The organism is Micromonospora maritima, from assembly GCF_902825405.1.
Taxonomy (GTDB): domain Bacteria; phylum Actinomycetota; class Actinomycetes; order Mycobacteriales; family Micromonosporaceae; genus Micromonospora; species Micromonospora maritima.
The window spans coordinates 1-4,624 of record NZ_CADEAU010000429.1 but is presented as its reverse complement, the minus strand read 5'-3'; the positions used below and the strand labels follow the sequence as shown (position 1 = coordinate 4,624).

General features: G+C 72.8%; 5 protein-coding genes and 1 riboswitch. Of the genes, 3 read left to right on the top strand and 2 right to left on the bottom strand.

What is annotated here, in order from left to right:
* The first annotated feature begins 401 nt into the window (after positions 1–401).
* A riboswitch (cyclic di-AMP (ydaO/yuaA leader) is annotated at positions 402–542 on the top strand.
* 194 nt (positions 543–736) lie between these two features.
* Positions 737–1,588 (top strand): C39 family peptidase, encoded by an 852-nt coding sequence (locus HUW36_RS26280; protein ID WP_174530599.1) that lies wholly within the window; start codon positions 737–739, stop codon positions 1,586–1,588.
* 55 nt (positions 1,589–1,643) lie between these two features.
* Here the strand turns inward: HUW36_RS26280 and HUW36_RS26275 are convergent, their stop codons facing one another.
* On the bottom strand, positions 1,644–2,195 hold the full coding sequence (locus HUW36_RS26275; protein ID WP_174530598.1) for a hypothetical protein: 552 nt from the start codon (positions 2,193–2,195) through the stop codon (positions 1,644–1,646).
* A gap of 511 nt (positions 2,196–2,706) precedes the next feature.
* Between HUW36_RS26275 and HUW36_RS34630 the strand changes: the two genes are divergently transcribed.
* On the top strand, positions 2,707–3,105 hold the full coding sequence (locus HUW36_RS34630; RefSeq protein WP_246248332.1) for an alpha/beta fold hydrolase: 399 nt from the start codon (positions 2,707–2,709) through the stop codon (positions 3,103–3,105).
* Complete coding sequence (locus HUW36_RS34625; protein ID WP_246248331.1) at positions 3,087–3,458, top strand: alpha/beta fold hydrolase; 372 nt, start codon at positions 3,087–3,089, stop codon at positions 3,456–3,458. The genes HUW36_RS34630 and HUW36_RS34625 overlap by 19 nt, the downstream gene beginning before the upstream one ends.
* A gap of 7 nt (positions 3,459–3,465) precedes the next feature.
* On the opposite strand, the gene HUW36_RS26265 is transcribed toward HUW36_RS34625, so the two are convergent.
* Positions 3,466–4,624, bottom strand: a 1,159-nt coding sequence (locus HUW36_RS26265) for a CDP-glycerol glycerophosphotransferase family protein (protein ID WP_174530597.1), incomplete at its 5' end; no start/stop codon positions are given.

The window sequence follows — 4,624 nt, the reverse complement described above, 5'->3', positions numbered from 1 at the left end:
GGCCGGTGCCCGCGCCCCGCGCCGCCTCCGCGACCCGGATGCCGGTGCCGGCCACCGCGCGGGGTGCCCGCTGGCGACCGGCCCGGGTCGGCTGAGGCGCCGTCTCCGCCGAATCGTTACCGAAAACGGTGAGCCCGCTCACCCGGCACCGGAAAACGGGCGGTCGACGCAGAACAGGTCATCGAACCCGGCAATTGCCGGCCGTCGCGCCCTCGGATGCCCGCTTTTCGCCCTCCGATACCGGCTCGAACCCTTGTCCCCATTGAGTGAAGTCAGTAACCGGCTGTTCCGATATCCGTAGTCGTGCCGCACGTTTACGCAGGTGAGAGCGCTTGGCTTGGCGCGTACCCACCGGTAGTGTCGGCGCGTCCGGTGCGGTTTTCGATCGCAGATGGCGACGCCGCACCGACCCGCCTAATCGTGCACAGACGAACCGGGGACCCACAGCAACACCGGGGTGAATCCGCGAGCCACGGCCGCGGTAGGGCGTACTTCCCGCCCGAATCCGTCAGCTAACCCGGTCGGCGGCCACGGAAGGAGTTCCCACCTCGTGCGAACCACCCCCCGATCGTCCCCCCACCTCCACGGCCCGGTGGTGCCGGCGCTCGCCTGACGGCGACGCCCACCCGACCCCCCGTGTGCGCCCGGCATTCCGGGTGCCCGTCCCGCGGCCGTCCCGCCCCGTCCAACGCGCGTGAAGTCTCCCGCGCGGGGGCCGGCGTGTGCCGCTCACGCCTTGGAGGAACCCGTGAAGCACCACCTGAAGCGTCAGCTGCGGCGGCTCGCGACCGAGCGCCCGTACCAGATCATCGCCGGGTCGGCCGCCGCCCTCGTGCTGGCGGGCGGCACCGGTGTCGCCCTCACCGCCACCGACGACGCCCCGGCCCGGCCGGAGAACACCGTCGCGGTCGCCGAACTCGGCTCCCGCCTCGGTGAGGCCGCCAGCCGCGGCGAGGCCCGCATCGCCGTCCCCTCGCCCAGCGCCTCGCCCAGCGCCGCACCCACCGCCTCGCCCTCGGCGAAGCCCGCGGCCAAGGCCACCGCCGACCCGGACACCACGCCGAAGAGCAAGCCGAAGCCCCCGGCGAGCAGGGTGCTCGACTACGACTACCAGGCGCAGACCACCTACTACTACTGCGGCCCGGCAGCGGTGCGCAACGCGCTCAGCGCGACCGGCATCGAGCGGAGCCAGGACACGCTCGCCGTCGCTCTCGGCACCACCGAGATGGGCACCAACTCGGCCGAGGACACCACTCGTGTGCTCAACCAGCAGGTCAAGGGCGACCCGTACCGGACCCGCATGATCCCGGGCGCCCCCACCCCGGCCCAGATGGACCGGCTCCAGGCCGACGTGGTCACGGCGATCAGCAACGGCCGGGCGGTCGTCGCCAACGTCGCCGGCGACGCCACCGACACCAACGGCGGCTGGCACTCGTTCCCGGGCGGCCACTACATCGCGGTGGTCGGCTACAAGAACGACGGCCGGACCCTCCGGATCGCCGACTCGGCCGACCCGTCGCTGCCCTCGTACTGGGTCACCACCATCGACCTGGCGAACTGGATGGCCACGCGCGGCTACTCCGCCTGACGCCTTTCCGGTACGCGCGAAGGCCGGCACCCTGTTGGGGTGCCGGCCTTCGGTGTCACTTGGTCCAGTGCTGGGCCACGATGTCGGTGGCCTGCTTCTCCCACTGGGCGTAGGCGTCGGGGTAGGCGGAGACCTGCACGGTCTGCGCGGCCTCGGTCAGCGGCATGGTGTCCCAGCCGTCGACCTGCTTCAGGCCCTTGAGGAACGCCAGGGTCGAGTACTCGGGGTCGGTGATCTGCTCCGGCGTACCCCAACCCGAGGAGGGGCGCTGCTGGAACAGGCCCAGCGAGTCGTGGTCGTTGCGGTCGCCGAGGTGGCCCAGGTTCTCCAGCTTCGACTCCTGCAGCGCGGTGGCGATCGAGATGACCGCGGCCCGCTCCGGCAGACCGGCCTTCTTCGTGGCGGCGATGATCGCCTTCGCGTTCGCCAGCTGCTCGTCGTTCAGGGTGATGGTCGACTGCTCACCCTGCACACTGGCGACAGCCGCCACCGGCTTACCGGCGTGCGCGGGGGTGGCGGCGTGGGCGGCGACCGGACCGGCGAACACGCCACCGGTGAAGGCCAGACCAGCAACACCCAGGACGCTCTTACGCAGAATCGTGTTCATGAGGGGGGCTCCATTCGGGGGTCGACACACACCCCATGGGGGCGGGGGTGTGTGGGCACCGTCAGGCGCTCAACAAGTCTTCGGGGGATCCGGCAGGCTCGCGGGGGCGGGGGCCTCTACGCGGCGCCGGGATGATGTGTAACGACCGGCGGGCCATCGTCATTCCCCGGCGGGTGGGGGCGGCGGGCGAAGGGATGCTTCGCCTTGCTCGGTCGTTCACCCGGGTACAACGCCTGCGGCCCATCGTCGATTCCGCCGCCAGGGTGCCGCCCACCACCCGCGAACCGGACACCCCACCCACACCGACCTCGACGCGACACCCCGGACACGATCCCGCCCATCCCGTTGCACCCAACCGCCCACCCCCAGCGAGATCTTGGAAGGAAACGGCCCTCAGGAGGGCCCCGAGCTTCCAAGATCTCCTGCGGGTTGCCGTGACCTTGCCGCCGCCACGCTGTCCGGAGAGGTCGGCCCTCGCGCGTCGTGTCCGTACGGTGGCAGACTGCGCCGTATGGGCGATACGACGGGGACCCGTCACCTGGTGCTCCTGCACGGCATGGGCGCCACCGGGGAGGTGTGGCTGCCCTGGGCGCCGCTGCTGGAGCGCCGTTGGCCGGGCCGCTGGCTCGCGCCGGACCTGGCCGGTCACGGCTGGTCGCCGCCGCTGTCCGGGTACTCGTTCGCGGCGCTGGCGCAGCGCGTGGTGGACGGGCTCGGTCCGGTCACCGAGCGGCTCGGTCCGCGCGACCGGCTGGTGCTGCTCGGGCACTCGCTCGGGGCGTGGTGGCGTTGGCGTTGGCCGCCCGGCAACGAGGGCTGCCCGTCGACGCGGTGGTCGGCCTCGGCATCAAGGTGGTCTGGTCACCGGCGGAGCTGGCGAAGGCGGGCGAGTTGGCCGCGCGGCCGGTGACCTGGTTCGCCAGCCGGGACGAGGCGGCTCGCCGCTACCTGCGCGTCTCCGGGCTGGCCGGACTGTTCGCCCCGGACCATCCGGTGGTCGACGCCGGGCTGCGCCGGGAGGACGGCCGCTGGCGGCTGGCCATGGACCCGGCCGCGTTCGCGGTGGGGGAGCCACGGCTGCCCGCCCTGCTGGCGGCCACCGACGTCCCGGTGCTGCTGGCCCGGGGCGAGCTGGACCCGATGGTGAGCGACGCGCAGCTCAAGGAGCTGGGGGTGCCGGTGGCGACGCTGCCCGGGCTGGGCCACAACGCGCACGTGGAGGACCCGGCAGCGGTGCTCGCCCTGCTGGACCCCTACCTGTGACCCGGGGCTAGACGGCGGCGCGGGGGACCGGGACGGCCCAGTCGGGCTCCAGCTCGCGGCGGGCGGCGGCGAGGAACGTCTCGGCGTACCGGTCGGCCGGGAAGTCGCCGAGGTAGCGGGTGCGGGCCGTCCACCGTTGCGCGGCCTTCGGGTCGGTGTCGAGCAGCGCGCCCAGCACCTCGTCCACGTTGGACATGTCCCGGCGCAGCACGTAGCCGGAGGCGGCCAGCGGGAACCGCTCGACGAAGTGTTCCCCGTCGGCGCCGGTGTCGGTGACCGCGTACGGCTTGCCGGAGTAGAGCCAGTCGGAGATGACCCCGGAGACGTCCGAGACCAACGCGTCGGCGCGGTTGACGCACTGGGTGAGCGTCAACTCCCGGGCGGCCGCCGCACCCCACAGGTGGGCCCGGCCGGTCCGCGCCCGGTCGGCGGCGAGCAGTTCGGTGAGGCGGGCGAGCTGCCGCGCCGATGCCGGGTTCTTGTCCGTGTACGGGTGGGCGCGCAGGATCACCGTCGCCCCCCGGTCGAGCAGCCGGCGGATCAGCGTCTCGGCCACCGGCAGCGAGCAGTAGTTCGCGTCGGCGTGGTGCCCGGTCCAGGTGGGGGTGTAGAGGACTGTCGGGTGCGCCGAGGCGAGGACCGGCTCCCGGCGTACCTCGATGTTCTCGACCTGCGGGCGGCCGACCACGACGAACTTGTCGGCGGGGATGTCCACCCCGGCCCGGGCGTACCTGTCGATCGCCGCCTGCCCGGCCACGAAGATCTTGTCGAAGATCGCCGACACCGGGTTGGCGCTCGGTGCCTTGTCGCTGTCGCCGTGGTGCAGTTGGACGTGGGTGAGCTGGGTGAACCGGATGCAGTGGGCGTTCTTCGCGCCGTGGTTGACGTAGAACGCGGCCCGCAGGCTGGGCACCAGGGCCTCGTCGAGCGCCTTCAGGGTGGGGCAGAGGACCACCGGGGCGCGGGTCGCGGCGGCCACTGTCGACAGGAACTCCGGCTCGCGCAGCACCACCACGAACGGCCGGCCGATCCGCTCCAGGTACGGCAGCCACATGGTGACCTGATACTCGGAGCCGGGCGGCGCGGAGAAGTGCAGCAGGAACTCTGGCTGGTGCCGGCGCAGCGCCCGGCCGACCGGCCCGCCGCCGGCCGGCGGCCGGAACCGG

Excerpts from the sequence above, each read along its gene's own strand:
- HUW36_RS26275 (WP_174530598.1), bottom strand. The coding sequence starts at position 2,195 with ATGAACACGATTCTGCGTAAGAGCGTCCTGGGTGTTGCTGGTCTGGCC.
- HUW36_RS34630 (WP_246248332.1), top strand. The coding sequence starts at position 2,707 with ATGGGCGATACGACGGGGACCCGTCACCTGGTGCTCCTGCACGGCATG.